Source organism: Paenibacillus sp. FSL H8-0079, from assembly GCF_037991315.1.
Classification (GTDB): domain Bacteria; phylum Bacillota; class Bacilli; order Paenibacillales; family Paenibacillaceae; genus Paenibacillus.
In genome coordinates this window covers 3,945,305-3,962,734 of record NZ_CP150300.1, presented here as the reverse complement: position 1 = coordinate 3,962,734, position 17,430 = coordinate 3,945,305, and the positions used below count along the sequence as shown (strand labels likewise).

The window sequence follows — 17,430 nt, the reverse complement described above, 5'->3', positions numbered from 1 at the left end:
GGAGGTAATTCAATCATGAAATTTTTTATCGATACAGCTAACGTGGAAGATATTCAAAAAGCATATAAAATTGGCGTATTGTCTGGCGTAACGACGAACCCTTCTTTGGTAGCCAAAGAAGGCGTGAAATTCGAAGATCGTATCGAAGAAATCTTGCGTTTGGTACCTGAAGTTGAGTCCGTTTCTGCGGAAGTGACACCAGATGCCCTTACTGCTGAAGAGATGATCGCGCAAGCAGACGAACTGATTAAAATTAACAACAGCGACAAAAACATTACGATCAAATTGCCAATGACACTTGCAGGACTTGAAGCTTGCCGTTACTTGACCAAAAAAGGTGTGAAAACCAACGTAACGTTGATCTTCACTGTGAACCAGGCCCTTCTGGCTGCTCGTGCTGGTGCAACATATGTATCTCCATTCCTGGGACGTCTTGATGATATTTCCGAGGATGGCGTACAATTGGTTACCAAAATTGCTGAATTGTTCCGTACTCATAACCTGGATGCACAGATTATTGCGGCTTCTGTAAGACATCCGGATCACGTTACACGTGTAGCGATGGCTGGAGCACATATTGCTACTGTTCCATTCTCCGTCATTGAACAGATATCCAAACACCCGCTGACAGATCAAGGTATGGACAAATTTGCAGCTGACTGGAAAAAAACAGTACAATAATCACTGACCGTTTATCCGTTTTAACTTACTATTATCTTATATAAATAATGGAGCATTGGGAGGACATAATGAGTAAACAACAGATTGGTGTTATTGGCTTGGCAGTAATGGGTAAAAACCTGGCTTTGAATATTGAAAGCAAAGGTTTCTCGGTATCGGTATTTAACCGTTCCCCGGAGAAAACGAATGATCTTCTGAAAGAAGCAGAAGGTAAAAACCTGACAGGTGCATTTACAATTGAAGAATTCGTAGAGTCCCTGGAGTCTCCGCGTAAAATTCTGATCATGGTACAAGCAGGTAAAGCGACAGATGCAACGATCGAGCAACTGCTACCTCATCTGGATCAAGGCGACATTATTATCGACGGAGGTAATGCTTACTTCCCTGACACACAACGTCGCAGTAAAGAACTGGAAGAAAAAGGTTTCCGCTTTATCGGCGCAGGTGTATCCGGTGGTGAAGAAGGCGCACTGAAAGGCCCGGCAATCATGCCAGGTGGTCAGGAAAGTGCTTATCAGTTGGTAGAACCGATTCTGACAGCGATCTCCGCCAAAGTTGGCGATGACGCTTGCAGCACATATATCGGACCAGACGGTGCCGGACACTATGTGAAAATGGTGCATAACGGTATCGAGTACGGAGATATGCAGTTGATTGGTGAAGCTTATCACTTGCTCAAATCCGTATTGAACGTTTCCGTTGAAGAGTTGCATGAGATCTTCACCGAGTGGAATCAAGGGGAGCTGGACAGCTACCTGATCGAAATCACGGCAGATATCTTCTCCAAATACGATCCAGAAACAGGAAAACCAATGGTTGACGTCATTCTGGATGCGGCTGGACAAAAAGGAACAGGTAAATGGACAAGCCAAAGCGCGCTGGATCTCGGCGTACCATTGTCCATGATTACGGAATCCGTATTCTCCCGTTTCCTGTCTGCGATGAAGGACGAGCGTGTAGCAGCTAGCAAAATCCTGAATGGACCTGCGACTGAAGCATTCTCTGGCGACAAAAAAGCGTTCATCGAGAACGTGCGTAAAGCGCTGTTTGCAAGTAAAATCGTATCCTATGCTCAAGGATTTGCACAAATGCGTGCAGCTTCCGATGAGTACGGCTGGGATCTGAAATACGGCAACATTGCCATGATCTTCCGCGGCGGCTGCATCATCCGTTCGCAGTTCTTGCAAAACATCAAAGAAGCGTATGACAAAGACGCAGAACTCAAAAACCTGCTGCTTGATCCATACTTCCAAAACATCGTTGAGTCTTATCAAGGCGCTTGGCGTGAAGTTATAGCCTCTGCTGTAAAACAAGGTGTTCCGGTACCTGGATTCTCCAGTGCTCTGTCTTACTACGACAGCTACCGTACGGAACGTTTGCCAGCAAACTTGCTGCAAGCACAACGTGACTACTTCGGTGCTCACACGTTCAAACGTGTGGACAAAGAAGGTTCATTCCACTTCCAGTGGATGGACACAAACGAGTAATTTTAATTCCGAAAATATAGCATTCCTGCAGTTGTCCTTGAATTTAACTATTCAGGGCGGCTGCGGGAATGCTTTTTCTCGTTAATGATTCGAATTTGAATATCATTAATTGTAATAAAATGTACCCATCTTGCTTTTGCAAACAGGTGATCTGACCCTTCAACTACGTTATACTTGTTCAGACGGACCTACATCCGTGATTAAAATTCAGAATACAACTTATTGACGTGGAGGTTAGACCGGGCATGTTCGTATTAGCAGGTATATTGTTTTTGGTAGTATACGGTTTATTAGTGTTCTACATAGGTTGGAGCGGTTGGAGTTGGATGAAACCTGTCGTGTCCGCCAGATTCCGGTGGTTTTATATCATAGCGCTCGTATTCCTTGCCGTTTCATTCATTCTGGCACGCGTGTTTGGAAGTATCTCTTTTCTCAGTATTATCGGTTCCTACTGGCTGGCGATCTTCTCGTTACTATTGCTGATTCTGCCAGTCATTCACCTGACGATGTGGTTGCTCAGATTAACCCGTATTCCGAGACATCATACACAGAAGTGGGCAGGAGTCGTTACCTTGGTGTTGTTAGTGTCTACAATGGGTTATGGGATTTTCAATGCCTACAGTCCTGTGGTGAGAGCATATAACATTCAGATTGATAAAAAAGTTGAAGGTGTAGACAAGCTCAACATTGTCATGGCTGCTGATATGCACTTCGGACTTCTATCTGGCCCTGCACATGCCAAACGCATGGTGGAGGAGATTAATGCACTGAAGCCAGATCTGGTGCTGTATCCGGGAGATATTATTGATGACAATCTGGATATGTACCTCAAGAGTGGCATTGCCGACATTATCAGTGGCATTCAGGCTCCGTATGGCGTCTATGCTTCTCTTGGGAATCACGACAAGTTCGATGGTCCAATTGAAGACCTGATCGCTGCGCTGGAGAAGAGCAACATGCAAGTTTTGTACGATGACAAGATCGTTCTGGATGACAAGATCACCCTGATTGGACGGAAAGACCGGACAGAGAAGGATCGTGCAGAAGTAGCCACATTAATGCAAGATACGGACTTAAGCCAACCTGTACTTATGATGGATCACCAGCCGTATGATCTGGATATTGCGGAGCAGAATAATGTTGATCTGGTCGTATCTGGTCACACCCACCGTGGACAGATTGCACCTGCTCAGTTCATCACACAGGCTATTTATGAGAATGATTGGGGTTATCTGCAAAAGGGCTCTATGCACTCCATCGTAACGTCAGGATTTGGATTCTGGGGACCTCCGATTCGCACAAGCAGTCGTTCGGAGATTGTACAGATTAATGTGACATTTCAACAATAATACAGTGGGCCCTTCGAAAGAAGGGCCTTTTTTTGTTCGAAGCAAGTGATCAAGTGATGGTTGTTGGATGACGCCGTTTGAATCTGCTCCAAAATGTGAATACTAAAGCATATGCACCCTTAAACGTGGAAGCTTAGGGAAAAGACTCATGTAAGGGAATGAAGTGGAATAGCAATAGTAGTATTTTGGGTTGACACCGTTTTCAGGTTATGATAAATTAGATCCGAGGCTTGTTACCGGTAATGCGGGCAAAACCACTATGGAAATGATTTTATTATTTCTGTTTTGGTTTTGCCCTTTTTTATTCCTCAAAAAAAACCAGGTGGGTCCAGAATGATTATTAAACAGATATTTAATAACAATATTGTCAGTACCGTGGATGACAAAAATCAGGAACTACTGATCCTCGGCCGGGGTATCGGATTTAAGTTCAAAGCAGGCGATGAGATTGATGAAGAGCGGATTGAGAAGGTATTCCGTCTTCAGGATACATCGATCTATGAGAAATTCAAATCCATCGTAGCTGAAGTGCCTATTGAGATTCTGCAGGCAACAGATGATATTGTGACACTGGCACGAACGCAATTGAACAAAACTATTAGTGATGGGATTTATGTCTCGCTGTCTGATCACATTCACTTTGCTGTTCAACGCTTGGAAAAAGGGATGATTACTCGAAATCCACTCTCTTGGGAAGTTCAGCACTTCTATAAGGCGGAGTATGATGTGGCCAGAGAAGCACTGACCTTGCTGAAGGAAAGACTGGATATTGAGTTCCCCAAAGATGAAATCTGTAATATTGCATTACATTTCATCAATGCGGAAGTAAATGATTCCATGAACGATGTCACCCATCTGATGCAGCTGTTGCAGGAGATTATGAATATCATCAAATATCACTTCAACGTCGAATTGGATGAAGATAGCGTCAACTATTTCCGCTTCATCACCCATTTGAAATATTTCTGTCAGCGTGTCATTACCCATTCTTCACATGATGATGCCGAGGAGTATTTATATGAAGTGGTACGGAAAAACTATCCGGAGACCTTTAAATGTATTGGCAAGATCGAGACTTTTATCCATAAGAACTATCAGTATGACATGACTCACTCTGAGCAGTTATATCTAACGCTCCATCTGGAACGTCTGATGAAAACCAAGCGGGACGTATAAAGTTCGCGCAATAGAATGAAATCCCAACTGGATATCTATGGGCTTGTTACTGTTCAATCAGGCAATACCCGAATGAGATAGTGCGATTGATTTGCGCTATATTCGTTCGGGTATTTTTTATTGGAAAAATGAGGAGGAAAAGATCATGAAACATCAGGAAACGGCACAGGAAATCATCAAAGCCGTTGGGGGAACAAACAATATTAACTCGGTGTATCACTGCGTTACTCGACTGCGCTTTGATTTGAAGAATAACGAGAAAGTCGATAATGGCTCACTCAAGAAATTGGATAAGGTCATGGGAACAAATATTTCCGGCGATCAATTCCAAGTCATTATCGGTAATGATGTGGCAAAAGTATTCGATGCTATGGTGAAGGAGAATCCGGCAATCCAACAAAGTACAGAAAATACAGAAAATAAAGAGACAAAGTCAGATAAAAAACAAAATGTCGTGCTGAAAATTTTTGAAACAATCGCAGGTGTCTTTGCTCCGATGCTTCCAGCGATTACCGCGGCAGGTATGCTCAAAGGATTACTTGCACTGTTCGTATCCTTAGGTTGGATGTCTGCTGGAACGGATACGTATCGTATTCTTTCAGCCATCGGTGACGGTGTATTCCACTACCTGCCTTTACTGATTGCAGTCAGCGCTGCTCGTAAATTCGGCAGTAACCCGTTTGTTGCGATTGCACTAGGTACGGCACTGATGTATCCAGACATGACAGCATTGCTATCTAGCGGTGAATCGGTTGGATTTTTGGGAATCCCGGTTACGGCTGTAAGTTATGCTTCATCGGTTATCCCGATTCTTCTTGCAGTATGGTTGATGTCCTATGTTGAGAAATGGGTTGACCGTGTTATCCCTGCTGCACTCAAGCTATTGCTTGTGCCGCTGATTACTTTGCTTGTGATGGTTCCGGTAACGCTGATTGCGATCGGTCCATTGGGTACATTTGTAGGTAGCGGATTGTCCGGCGGCATCAACTGGCTGCTGAATGAAGGCGGATTGATTGCAGGTATTGTTCTTGGCGGCGCGATGGCGCTCATTATTATGACAGGAATGCACTATGCACTTGTACCGATCATCCTGAGTAATATCGCTACACTGGGCTTCGATAAATTCTTGCCATTGACCTTTATCTCCAACATGGGTCAGGCTGGTGCAACACTCGGCGTATTCTTCCGGGCAAAAGATAAAAAACTCAAAACCGTTGCATTGTCCACGAGCTTCACAGCTCTGATGGGTGTAACGGAGCCTGCTATGTACGGCGTAAACATGAAATACAAAAAACCATTTGCTGCAGCGATGATTGGTAGTGCAGTAGGTGGCGGATTCGCCCTTGCTTTTGGCGCGAAAGCATATGTGCTTGCGGGTAACGGTGGTCTCCCGGGACTTCCTTCCCTGATCGGACAAACTTTCTGGTATTCCTTTGTGGGTATGATTTTGGCCTTTGTTGTGGGTGCAATCATGTCTACGATATTTGGTATTAAGGAAGAAGAAGGAGACGCTGAGGCGTTGGCTCAATTCTCACCTGGTGCTTCTACAGCACCAGCTAAAGTAGCTTCTAGCGATGCGGCAAGCGTGAACGTGGACGATATGGGCGCTCCAGAACCAACGAGTGATGCGGTAGCTGTTGCCCCGATGACAGGTAAGTCGATCCCGCTCAAAGAAGTCAATGATCCAACATTCGGTGATGAACTGATGGGTAAAGGTGTAGCGTTTGTTCCAACGGTAGGCGAATTGGTTTCTCCAGTGACAGGTACCATCATGAATGTGTTCAAAACGAAACATGCGATCGTTGTCCGCAGTGATAACGGAATGGAATTGCTGATTCATGTTGGAATTAACACAGTGAAGCTGCGTGGACAGTACTTCGATGCACATGTTGCTACAGGAGCACGTGTACAGGCTGGAGACAAGTTGCTCACATTTGAACTGGCCGAGATTGCAAAAGAATACGACATTACAACCGCTATGGTTGTTACCAATACGGCTGATTACAAGGAGGTTTTGCCTGTAAAATTGGGTGAAATCACGATGGGTGAAGACGTATTGAAAGCTGAAATCTAAACGGTCTGTCTTAGGACTAACCATATCAACAAAAGAAGGAGAGATTCGAATGATTAATCGACAAGGGTTTCAGGAAGGTTTTCTATGGGGCGGCGCTATTGCCGCCAACCAGGCTGAAGGTGGATTCGATGCTGGCGGCAAAGGATGGTCGACGGCCGACATGGTTCCTTATTTTGAGAAAAAGGACTACACCAACCTTAGAGAACTGATGCATGTCACCAGTGCAACGGTTGAGAAAGCAATGGCACATCATAGTGCAGAAGGTTATCCGAAGCGTTACGGGATTGATTTTTACCACCGTTTCAAAGAGGATATTGCGCTCTTCGCAGAGCTGGGCTTCAAGACATTCCGTCTGTCCATCAACTGGCCGCGTATTTTCCCGAATGGTTATGATACCGAGCCGAATGAAGAGGGACTGCGTTTCTATGACGAAGTGTTCGACGAACTCCGTAAATACGATATTGAACCACTGGTAACACTCTCGCATTATGAGATGCCTATGGCGCTTGTCCTGAAGTATAACGGTTGGGCTGGCCGCGAAGTGATTGGACATTTTGTAAGATATGCGGAAACCGTGATGAATCGATACAAGGACAAAGTAAAATACTGGTTGACATTTAATGAGATTAACACAACCATTATTGAACCGTTCACAGGTGGCGGTATCATTGAAGACCGGGTTGAGAACACGATGCAGGCTTCTTATCAGGCACTTCATCATCAATTTGTAGCCAGCAGCCTGGTAACAGAAAAGGCACGTCAGATTAACCCGAACTTCCAGATCGGATGTATGCTTGCACGCATGATTCACTATCCGGCGACGTCGAAGCCAGAGGATGTGCTGCAAGCACAGATCGATAACCAGCTGAACCTGCTGCATACGGATGTACAAGTTCGTGGTAGTTATCCAACGTTCATGGCTCGGTACTGGGCAGAGAACGGGATTACGATTGCCATGGAACCGGGAGATGAGCAGATCCTGCGTGAACATACGGTTGATTTCATCTCGTTCAGTTATTACACATCCTTGGTGTCCGCAGTGAACCCAGAGGAGTATGGAGTGACGGGTGGTAACCTGTACAGTACGATTAAGAACCCGAATCTGGATCGTACGGAATGGGGTTGGCAGCTTGATCCAATCGGTCTGCGCGTTGCATTGAAAGAGCTGTATGACCGTTATCAATTGCCACTGTTTGTGGTGGAGAATGGCCTTGGTGCGAAAGATACGGTTGAAGCAGACGGTTCCATCAACGATGATTACCGTATTGATTATCTGAGAAAACATATCACACAAATGAAAGAAGCCGTTATGGATGGTGTGGACCTGATGGGATATACCAACTGGGGAGCAATTGATATCATCAGTGCATCCACTTCGGAAATGTCCAAGCGTTATGGCGTGATCTACGTGGATCAGGATGACAACGGACAAGGTACATTGAATCGTTATAAGAAAAAGAGCTTTGGCTGGTACCAAAAAGTCATTGCCTCAAATGGCGAGAACTTGGAATAGATCACTATATAGGCACCCCGGGCGTAGCTGGTATTAAGGCGCCGGGGCGCCTTTTTACTATAATCTCGCAGGATTCTCATCAACACTAATCCACATTAATGTAAAAAAGATGACTTCATAACATTCTGGATGGTATACTGTGATCGTATTGGGGGAGGGATAACCATGAAGAAGCCTATTATTGCTGTAGATATGGATGACACGATATGTCATCTGGTCAAGCGGGCTATATATCACAACAACCTCAACTTCCCGACCCATCCGTTGCGCTATGAGGATATGATCCATTGGGATACGTCTCATTTGCGTCATCCGGAGAGCACGCATGATGTATTTTATGGTCGGCCGGGTCTGTTCGAGGAATTGGAGTTATACGACGAGTATGTTGTAGATGAGATGCGCAAGCTGAACGATGCTTATGATGTCATAGTCGTTACGGCAGCAGAACCAAGAACAGTCGTTGAGAAGTGGAACTGGCTTCAGCAGCATATGCCTTTTATAACCGCAGAACAGTTTATTACATGCAAAAGAAAAAACTTGCTCGCTTTTGATTTGCTTATTGATGATGGAGCACATAATTTGATTCCCGCGCATGAGGATGGCAAGAAAGTCATCTGTATCCCGCATCCATGGAATATACAGGAGCGTGAACGATACAACTTTCCGTTGATGTCTTCATGGAAAGAGGCCAAGGCTTACATAGATGAAGTGTTACAGGTTGTCGGTGTCTGAAAGTAAATCTTTATTGTCCAGAGTGCTGTGCTCTGGATTTTTTGCGATAGGCGAGAGGTGTTTCGCCTGTTATTTTTTTGAATGCAGCATAAAATGAATCTATATCCCGATATCCGACCAGCTCGGCAATCAGGCTGACTTTGTGCTGTGAACTCTTAAGCAGTTCACAGCTTTTTTGTATACGGAGATGTTGCATGTGGCTGCTAAAGGTCTGTCCGGTATGCCTCTGGAACATTCTTCCGATCTGCTTTTCACTCCAGCCCGATACACGTACCAGATCAGACATTCGAATACGGTTGCTCACATGTTGCTTGAGATAGTGAAGAATGTATTCAAAATCAGTGGAATGAACCGCTTCATCATGAACCTCTTGATAAAGTTGTCTGTAGGTCATCAATACCAACTGGCTCACCAGGGTGTATAACATAGTAGACGAACCGATTCCCGGAACGGAGGATTCACGGTACAGCTTCACCATTAGTTCTTCAATCCGGTCGTTGTGATCCACAACGGATATATAAGGAACTTGATTTTGTGCCAGATCCATCAGATGATGAATGATTTCTTTTTCCTGAATGACAGATGTCAAGGTGTTGATCAGCTCAGCATTAAATAGGCAATTATATAGAATTAACGGATGCTCGGATACGTTGGTGCTCACAGGACGGAAAACATGAGGAACGCCTACAGGAATGACAAATAGCATGCCCTTCGTCACCGGAATGACATCTTCACCGATATGATGAAAGCCCTTTCCTTCGGCAACATAGCTATACTCAATAAAATCATGTGCGTGAAAAGGAAGCACAAAATCTTCAGAGCAACGATTGACAAAAAGTTGCAGATGATTATGCAGGAAGTACTCACTTTTCATGAGTTGTACAGATGAATTCACAAGCAACCTCCTCGCACAGATGGCTGAATTACCGGATGAAAAAGTCCTGATTACCGGGTATTTACAACAACAGGATCGATATAATTATATCGTAACCCGGAATGGGAAGCCAAGATGGAAAGGACGATATGCTGATGTTCAACGTTAGTCACCTTCGCTGTGAGTATAGAATGAATCCGATTGGCCTCGATGTAAAATCACCGAGATTAAGCTGGCAGTTGCAGTCTGATCGTCGGAACTGCATGCAATCCGCATACCAGATCCAGCTGTCATTGACGGAAGATTTTGATGGGATTGTATGGGATTCTGGCGAGATAAGTACGGATCAGTCCATACATGTGGAGTTAAACCAGTTTCAGCCTTCTCCGCGAACGCGATACTACTACCGGATTCGGGCATGGGATGATGCAGGAAGTGATTCGGGCTGGTCCGAAACGGCTTATTTCGAGATGGGACTTATGGACAGCAACAACCGCTGGCAAGCGGAATGGATTACAGCTCAACCAACAGATGATGGAGATACGTCATGCCCACGTATGCGCAAGCAGTTTAAAGTGAAACAACCTGTTACATCTGCCAGAATATATGTGACAGCACTTGGATTATACGAGTTGCATCTGAACAACACAAGAGTAGGAGAAGATTATTTTACACCTGGCTGGACCTCTTATCGTAAGCGGTTACAATATCAAACCTATGATGTTACCCACCTGCTTCAGGATGGACAGAATATATTGGGTGCGTATCTTGGAGATGGCTGGTACCGAGGGTATCTTGGCTGGAACAAAGAACGGGAGATATTCGGTTCAACATCCGCATTGCTGCTGGAATTGCATATAAAATACGCAGATGGTTCGGAGGAATGGATTTTATCTAACGGGGATTGGACGGCTGCTCCAAGTGCCATTCGCATGTCGGACATCTATATGGGGGAGACGTATGATGCACGAATGGAGTCCGATTGGTCGGATTCCTCTCAGGTGAGTTGGTTACCCGTAAACGTATTGGAGCACCCGAAAGATATCATCGTTGCGCAGGAGAACGTACCCGTCACCCAAGTCGAACAGTTACAGCCAATTGCTTTGCTGACAACTCCACAGGGAGATCGTGTAATAGACATGGGGCAGAATATGGTGGGATGGGTGAAATTCAGCATTCAAGGTAAGGCGGGTCAGACGGTTGAGCTGCACCATGCTGAGATATTGGATCATGAAGGCAACTTCTACACGGATAATCTTCGCGCCGCCAAGCAGTGTATTCGCTACACTTGCAAGGGGGATGGCGTGGAAACATTTGAACCGCATTTTACGTTCCAAGGGTTTCGTTATGTGAAGCTGGCTGGCTTCCCGGAACACATTCGTCTGGATGAATTCGCCGGAATAGTACTGCACTCGAATATGGAGCAAACAGGTCAGTTCTCATGCTCCAGTCCACTGGTGAACCAACTGCATCACAATATATTGTGGGGGCAAAAAGGGAATTTCCTTGATGTGCCAACAGACTGTCCACAGAGGGATGAACGGCTCGGGTGGACCGGTGATGCACAGATGTTTGTCCGCACGTCCTCCTACCTGATGAACACGGCGTCCTTCTTCACCAAATGGTTGCGGGATCTGGAAGCGGATCAGGGAGCAGATGGAGGTATTCCATTCTTCGTTCCGGATCTCAGAAGTTCCACGTCACAAGGATGGGGGGACACCAGTCATTCTTCTGCCGCTTGGGGTGATGCAGCAGTCATCTGTCCATGGACCATCTATGAGATGTATGGGGATGCCAGATTGCTGGCTGAGCAATATAGGAGCATGCAACGTTGGATTGAATACATTCACGTGCAGGGTGACAATCCGTATCTGTGGAACACGGGATTCCACTTTGGCGATTGGTTGGGACTGGACTCCAAGCCCGATAGTTATGTGGGCGCAACGGACACGGACTATGTGGCAACTGCATTCTATGCCTATTCGGTTTCGTTAACTCAAAAAGCGGCTGAGGTGCTTGGAAAGACAGATGATGCTGAATATTACAAGCAGTTGCATACGAACATTGTTCATGCGTTTCGAAATGAATTCGTGACTCCAGCCGGCAAAATTGCTGTTCCAACGCAAACAGCGCATGTTCTTGCACTTCAATTTGACCTACTGGACGCCACTGCCCGAACTCGTGCTGTCGAACAATTGGCGAAACTCGTGAAAGAGGCGGGCAATCATCTTACTACAGGCTTCGTGGGCACACCTTATCTGAATCCGGTATTGAGTGATGCAGGTCTTCACGACCTGGCTTATACCTTACTTTTTCAAGAGGATTATCCGTCCTGGCTATATCAGGTGACTCAAGGCGCAACGACTGTCTGGGAACATTGGGATGGGATCAAAGAGGATGGCAGTCTCTGGAGCGCTGACATGAATTCATTTAACCACTATGCGTACGGGGCGATTGGGGAATGGTTGTATCGTTATGTTGCTGGCATTCGGTCCGATGAACATCAGCCAGGATTCCGAATGGTGCATATCGAGCCGCAACCTGGACCAGGACTGGACTGGGTAGAAGCGAGTTTGGAGACGATGTATGGTCAAGTTGCTTCAAGTTGGCATCGGTTGGCGGAGGGCGAAATGGAGATACGGGTGCATATTCCTGCCAATACAAGAGGTACGGTGCGTCTTCCTGGCGCAGGTGCACAGATCGTTTTGGAGCAAGGGAAACCGTTGGATCAGGTGAGTGAAGTTCAGGTTATTCGCAGCATTGGAGACGATGTTGAAATCACACTGGGATCTGGAAGTTACCAATTCATGTACAAGGACACGGATGCGAAGAGGGGACGAGATGTTCAGGAGGCTACATTGACAGAGTCCGTATAATAATAGAATAAGCGGTAAGATGTTCACTTGAAGAGGATCTGCACACACGCAGGTCCTTTTTCGAACTTGTCTCAGGGTGAATTTGTAGTTTTTGAATAATGAAATGTGAACTACGAAAGGAGCATGACCATGGCAAAACCTGCATTCAAAGATGCACCTTTGCGCCGTGAAATAGAGGGTCTGGCTAAGCAACAGGATCACCATACATTGGCCTGTTGGGCTGCGGAGTGTGCGGAACGTGTCTTGCATGTATTTGAGGCACAGCAGTCGGAGGATCTCCGCGCCCTTGATGCCATTGCTGCAGGACGAGGTTGGATTCGTGGAGAGATTGCCATGGTTGATGCTCGAAAGGCGGCTTTTGCAGCTCATGCTGCGGCACGAGAATCGGACAATCCGGCTGCCTCTGCTGCATCTCGTGCGGCGGGACACGTAGCTGCAACTGCTCATGTGAAGGAGCATGCGGTACATGCTGCAACGTACGCAGTGAAAGCTATCTTTTATGACTGCCCAATCGAAGATCAAGAGCGGCGTGTGCTGGAGGAGAGAACGTGGCAATATCAAAATCTGTTGGGAGGAAATACGGACAATGGGGAAAGAACACGTTAGATTAATTAAACCATCACGAGCATATAAGGATGCGTATTTGGCATTTTATGAAGACTGGGTCAGAAGTGGAGAATTGATGGTACCTTGGGTCATTTCCAAAGATCCTTATGCGTTTGATGAGATGTTGGCCTTTTTACAGCGCAATGAACAAGGCATCGACATCCCGGAAAGCTGGGTCAAAGACAGTACATACTGGCTGGTCACGGAGAGTCAACAAATCGTGGGTGCCGTGAATATAAGGCATGAGCTTAATGATAGACTATACAATAGCGGAGGGCATATCGGTTATGGCATTCGTCCGGGGGAGCGGAACAATGGCTATGGTTCCGACATTCTCAGGTTGTCGTTGGAGAAAACAAGAGAGCTTGGAATCACCAAAGTATTAGTCGTATGCGACGCGATGAATGAGCCTTCCAGAAGGGTTATCCTTCGTAATGGTGGCATTCGGGATGTAGACTATGTAGAATCCAATGGTAACGTTATTGAACGATTCTGGATAGAGAATGTCGAATAATGCAGAATAATGATGTAATATAACGAAAATAATATAGATTATGATTGTATTACCCTCGCGTGCTGATTAAAATGAAGCTAGAATCTGGATTGCGGCCGGAAACTATCATCCCATATCAGGCACAAGTGAGGTTATCTGTATGAATCAACCGGTTAATCGGCCCCGGCGTATTGAGTATCTGGATCTCTATCGTGCTTTTGCGATTATGGCAGTTGTAGCCATCCATGCTACTTCAACAGCAGTTGCGCATTACCCCAAGAACACGTTAGATCATGATGTGTATTACTTCTGGAACACGTTTTTGCAATTTGCCGTTCCAGCGTTTCTGTTCCTGTCATCCTTGGTCTTGTTCTATAACTACAGCTCCAAGGTGAATGAGAAGGGTTGGATGATCGCTTTTTATAAGAAGCGTTTATTTAATGTATTTGTACCCTATGTGGTGTGGTCCCTTATCTATTTTGCCATTAAACAGCTGCTTGCGGGCAAAGAACCTTTGACCCATGGTGTTCAATTTGCCAAACAATTAGTGTTGGGAACTGCTCATACACACTTGTACTTTTTTCTGATTATTCTTCAGTTTTATATCGTGTTTCCATGGCTTCTGTCACTTACACGCCATCGTCTGTTTAAACGTTACTTGCCATTATACTTTATTGCTGCTCAGGCCCTATTCTATGCACTACATTTGCAGTTTCACTTCGAACGAACAGGCAGTTTGCTACCTAGCTATTTGATCGTGATCGGATTTGGTGCATGGATTGGGTTAAACTTTGAATGGGCTTTGAAGAAACTGTATACACACCGTTATGTGCTTATAGCTACATTGTTGAGCGGAGGTGCCATTTTTATATATGGTAATGCTTATATCAAAACCACTTTCGCTGCATTCCCGATGGTAACCTATACCGTGCTGTTTCTGTTCCGAAATCTGTTTACTCTGTCAGCCTGCTTGCTTCTGCTGATCTTCAGTGAACGAATCGGCACTGGAAAACATACCGAGGTTCGTAAAGCTACACGTGTTCTGGACTCTTTGGGTACCGTTGCGTTCGGTGTATTTTTAATGCATCCACTCGTACTGCTCTTCTGGAGACGCGAATTCACAGATGACCTGGCTCGGCACTTCAGCGTGGGCATCATTCTATCTTATGTTGTGGCGCTCCTGATTTCATGGATGTGCGCGATGGGATTGCGCCGGATGAAGTGGGGATGGATACTGATCGGACGTTAAAGTTAAAATAAACATATGCAATTTAAGATAAGAGATTTCAAGCCCTCAAACGTTGAGGGAATCACTTGAAACCTCTTTTTTATTTGCCCTAAAGAAGGTATCATAGAGTTTAATGTCCATAAAATTGAATTAATGGAATGAATACTACCTTGTCAGGAGTGATCAAATGAAATTTGTGATTATTTTTGGTCCGCAGGCAGTGGGCAAAATGACAGTTGGACAAGAACTGGAGAAGATAACGAATCTAAAATTGTTTCATAACCATATGACCATTGAACTGGTGTCTCCTTATTTTAGTTATGGTACACCACAAGGCAAAAGACTGGTGAATCTGTTCCGTCAGGAGATTTTTGAAGAAGTGGCGAAGAGTGACCTGCCGGGTCTGATTTTCACATTTGTATGGGCGTTTGATCTGGAGCAAGACGGAGAGTACATTCGTCAAATCAGTGAATTGTTTACATCTCATGGAGGTCAGGTCTGTTATGTGGAACTGGAGGCGGATACATCGGAAAGATTGGAGCGTAACAAGAGCCCACATCGCCTGCTGCATAAGCCAACCAAGCGTGACATCTCGTGGTCTGAGCGAGAGTTACTTGATACGATGAAGAAATATCGATTGAACTCGGAACCAGGAGAAATCACGCATGAGCACTACATAAGGATTGATAACACGCACAAGAGCCCGGCTGAAGTGGCACAGTTAATCCAGGAACGCTTTAATTTGCAATCTGAAAAACGTCTAACTTAGCAGATTAGTTACTTTATATGAGAGGGGCACTGCACATGTATTTTATTATATTTTTGCTCATAGGACTTGTATTATGTTATCTGATCCCATTCGGTCCGATTATAGCTGGGAGCATTGTTTTCGCACTTGTGATAGATCATTACCGTCAGACGATGCATATGCGTGAAGATATCCGGGACATCAAAAATCATTTGGGGCTAATGAATACAGGTGAGGCGAAAGAGTACGAGATGGATAAGCAATTTAAAGATGTCGATCGTTTGAGTTCAGAAGAAATGGATATTAATAACCGAAGAATTGAAGCGGAACTGGAGAAAGACAGCAAAAACAATAAATCATGAATCCCTGTAAAATAATTCTTGTTTTGCTCACTCCTGTGAGTATATTTACCTAGATCGGGAGTCATGCTAATTCAATATTAACTTTTTGTTGCACTGTGTAGAATTTTGTAATATTATGAGGGAAGCGCGTACAACATATCGGGTTGTAACTGTTGAATCAGGCAAAGCCGTATACCTTGGGAAAAGGGATTGGTTTGTCTTTTTCTGTATATTGGAGTGATAAAGTGAAAATCGAGAAGGTGCTGAACAATAATGCTGTAGTTGCAATGAATGACGAGCAGGAAGTTATTATCATTGGCCGGGGGATTGCTTATCAGAAGCGGGCGGGTGATATGGTTTCCGAGCAGCATATCGACAAGATATTTACTTTACAGAATGAAGATATTCAGGAAAACTTCAAGGCATTAATCTCAAGCATTCCTCTGGAATACATGAAAGTATCCGAGGAAATCATCGCTTATGCCAAATTAAAACTTGGCAAGAAATTGAATGAGAGCATTTACTTACATCTCACAGATCATATTCACTTTGCCATTGAGCGATATCGCAAGAATCTGCCCATACGCAACGGTTTAATCTGGGAGACAAAGCAGTTATACAAAGAGGAATACGAAGTCGGAATGGAAGCGCTCAATATGATCTGTGATCAGTTTGGTGTGATCTTGCCCGAGGACGAAGCCGGTTTTATGGCACTTCACTTTGTGAATGCAGCTTTGAATGAGGAAATGCCTAACATCAAGAGTATGACGCAGGTCATGCAGGAAATCTTGACGATCATCAAGTATCATTTCAAGATTGATTTTGATGAGAACTCACTGACATTCTATCGTTTTGTGACGCATTTGAAGTTTTTCGCTCAACGTTTGGTGAAGGGAAAACATTACAAGAGCAACAACGATGATGAATTGTTCCTGATGATTCAGAAGAAGTATCCAGCAGCACACAAGTGCTCGGAGAAAATCAAGAAATTCATTGAAAGCAACTACACGTATCAACTTACTGACGAAGAAATGATGTACTTAACGATTCATATTGAGAGAGTTGTGAATGCAACTTCTGAATAATCCCATAGATCAGCTTGCAGGGTTGCAACCACTAGGGCAAAACCTGAACGATTGAATGACAGAACATACCGTTAACCGGATGTTCCGTACATTCAGATGTTCAGGTTTTTTTTATTCTCTCCAATATGCTTCGAATCCGTGTTTAATCAGAAAGGAAGAAAATAACT

15 protein-coding genes are annotated in these 17,430 nt (G+C 44.7%); 14 read left to right on the top strand and 1 reads right to left on the bottom strand.

What is annotated here, in order from left to right; genetic code table 11:
• The first annotated feature begins 15 nt into the window (after nt 1–15).
• The 7 genes from fsa to MHI06_RS17560 all read left to right on the top strand — a co-directional run bounded on the left by fsa (nt 16) and on the right by MHI06_RS17560 (nt 9,012).
• Complete coding sequence (gene fsa, locus MHI06_RS17590) at nt 16–681, top strand: fructose-6-phosphate aldolase (protein ID WP_036613461.1); 666 nt, start codon at nt 16–18, stop codon at nt 679–681.
• A gap of 68 nt (nt 682–749) precedes the next feature.
• Nucleotides 750–2,168 carry an NADP-dependent phosphogluconate dehydrogenase gene (gene gndA, locus MHI06_RS17585; RefSeq protein WP_340398606.1) on the top strand — a complete coding sequence of 473 codons (1,419 nt, stop codon included), beginning with the start codon at nt 750–752 and terminating at the stop codon, nt 2,166–2,168.
• Nucleotides 2,169–2,413: 245 nt separating this feature from the next.
• The gene (locus tag MHI06_RS17580; protein ID WP_169481107.1) at nt 2,414–3,517 is read left to right on the top strand and encodes a metallophosphoesterase; all 1,104 of its coding nucleotides are present in this window, start codon (nt 2,414–2,416) and stop codon (nt 3,515–3,517) included.
• A 333-nt stretch (nt 3,518–3,850) separates the two neighbouring features.
• Nucleotides 3,851–4,693, top strand: coding sequence for a PRD domain-containing protein (locus MHI06_RS17575; RefSeq protein WP_169481106.1), 843 nt, complete (start codon nt 3,851–3,853; stop codon nt 4,691–4,693).
• A gap of 145 nt (nt 4,694–4,838) precedes the next feature.
• Nucleotides 4,839–6,767 (top strand): beta-glucoside-specific PTS transporter subunit IIABC, encoded by a 1,929-nt coding sequence (locus tag MHI06_RS17570; protein ID WP_340398605.1) that lies wholly within the window; start codon nt 4,839–4,841, stop codon nt 6,765–6,767.
• A gap of 49 nt (nt 6,768–6,816) precedes the next feature.
• Nucleotides 6,817–8,280 (top strand): 6-phospho-beta-glucosidase, encoded by a 1,464-nt coding sequence (gene ascB, locus MHI06_RS17565; RefSeq protein WP_340398604.1) that lies wholly within the window; start codon nt 6,817–6,819, stop codon nt 8,278–8,280.
• Nucleotides 8,281–8,445: 165 nt separating this feature from the next.
• Nucleotides 8,446–9,012, top strand: a complete 567-nt coding sequence (locus tag MHI06_RS17560) for a 5'-nucleotidase (RefSeq protein ID WP_047843459.1) — start codon at nt 8,446–8,448, stop codon at nt 9,010–9,012.
• A gap of 10 nt (nt 9,013–9,022) precedes the next feature.
• On the opposite strand, the gene MHI06_RS17555 is transcribed toward MHI06_RS17560, so the two are convergent.
• Entirely contained in the window at nt 9,023–9,907 is an 885-nt protein-coding gene (locus MHI06_RS17555) for an AraC family transcriptional regulator (RefSeq protein WP_340398603.1), read from the bottom strand.
• 134 nt (nt 9,908–10,041) lie between these two features.
• Between MHI06_RS17555 and MHI06_RS17550 the strand changes: the two genes are divergently transcribed.
• From MHI06_RS17550 to MHI06_RS17520, 7 genes are all read left to right on the top strand, one after another.
• On the top strand, nt 10,042–12,762 hold the full coding sequence (locus MHI06_RS17550) for a family 78 glycoside hydrolase catalytic domain (protein ID WP_340398602.1): 2,721 nt from the start codon (nt 10,042–10,044) through the stop codon (nt 12,760–12,762).
• Between the two features lie 129 nt (nt 12,763–12,891).
• Nucleotides 12,892–13,368, top strand: coding sequence for a putative immunity protein (locus MHI06_RS17545; RefSeq protein ID WP_340398601.1), 477 nt, complete (start codon nt 12,892–12,894; stop codon nt 13,366–13,368).
• Nucleotides 13,349–13,882: a GNAT family N-acetyltransferase gene (locus MHI06_RS17540; protein ID WP_340398600.1), complete on the top strand. Its 534-nt coding sequence runs from the start codon at nt 13,349–13,351 to the stop codon at nt 13,880–13,882. Before MHI06_RS17545 ends, MHI06_RS17540 begins: the two co-directional genes overlap by 20 nt.
• Nucleotides 13,883–14,021: 139 nt before the next feature.
• Entirely contained in the window at nt 14,022–15,110 is a 1,089-nt protein-coding gene (locus tag MHI06_RS17535) for an acyltransferase (RefSeq protein WP_340398599.1), read from the top strand.
• Between the two features lie 166 nt (nt 15,111–15,276).
• Nucleotides 15,277–15,858: an AAA family ATPase gene (locus MHI06_RS17530; RefSeq protein WP_340398598.1), complete on the top strand. Its 582-nt coding sequence runs from the start codon at nt 15,277–15,279 to the stop codon at nt 15,856–15,858.
• Nucleotides 15,859–15,893: 35 nt separating this feature from the next.
• Nucleotides 15,894–16,199 (top strand): hypothetical protein, encoded by a 306-nt coding sequence (locus tag MHI06_RS17525; RefSeq protein ID WP_340398597.1) that lies wholly within the window; start codon nt 15,894–15,896, stop codon nt 16,197–16,199.
• 224 nt (nt 16,200–16,423) lie between these two features.
• Nucleotides 16,424–17,263, top strand: a complete 840-nt coding sequence (locus MHI06_RS17520; protein WP_091034839.1) for a PRD domain-containing protein — start codon at nt 16,424–16,426, stop codon at nt 17,261–17,263.
• Nucleotides 17,264–17,430: the final 167 nt, after the last annotated feature.